The organism is Polaromonas sp. P1_G2 (genome assembly GCF_056405515.1).
In genome coordinates, this window is sequence record NZ_JBFUBY010000635.1 from 1 (window position 1) to 692 (window position 692).

2 protein-coding genes are annotated in these 692 nt (G+C 60.7%); both read left to right on the top strand.

Going from position 1 to position 692, the window contains the following annotated elements; genetic code table 11:
* On the top strand, nucleotides 1–479 hold a 479-nt coding region (locus AC1D0P_RS26640), incomplete at its 5' end, for a LysR substrate-binding domain-containing protein (RefSeq protein WP_477679477.1).
* A gap of 24 nt (nucleotides 480–503) precedes the next feature.
* On the top strand, nucleotides 504–692 hold a 189-nt coding region (locus AC1D0P_RS26645; protein WP_477679478.1), incomplete at its 3' end, for a VOC family protein.

Below are 692 nucleotides of genomic sequence, written 5' to 3' on the forward strand. Positions count from 1 at the left end.
ACATTGCCGTGATGACGATCTCCAACCTGCGCGACCGCATGGCGCTGCAGGCCGAGATCATCGAAACCTCGCCCTATCGCCTCTGGCTGCCCATGGGCCACAAGCTCGGCAGCGCCGATATCATCTCGGTGAAAGACATCACGCAGGAACCGCTGATCATGCTCACCGTGGACGAGATCGAGGAGAATACCGGCAAACTGTTGACCGCGCTCGGCGCCAAGCCGCATGTCGCCTTTCGCACACGCTCGGTCGAAGCAGTGCGCAGCCTGGTCGCCACCGGCGCCGGCATCGCGCTGTTGCCGGACCTCGTCTATCGCCCTTGGTCACTGGAAGGTGACAGGATTGAAAGCCGCGACGTATCGGGCTCGCTGCCTGTGGTGCAGGTGGGGCTGGTGTGGCGCCGCGGTTCGTCGCTGCCGCTGGCGGCGCGGGAGTTTTTGCGGATTGCAGAAACGGCGCGGGCCGTAAGGGAACGCTGACAGTCAACCAACATCGGAAAAGTCATGTTCAACAAAATCCACCACATCGCCATCATCTGCGGCGACTACGAGACGTCGAAGCGCTTCTACTGTGACGTCCTTGGTTTCGAGATCCTCGCCGAAAATTTCCGCGAAGTGCGCCGGTCATGGAAATGCGATCTCAGGAGCGGCGATGCGCAGATCGAGCTCTTCAGTTTTGAAAATGCTCCACCC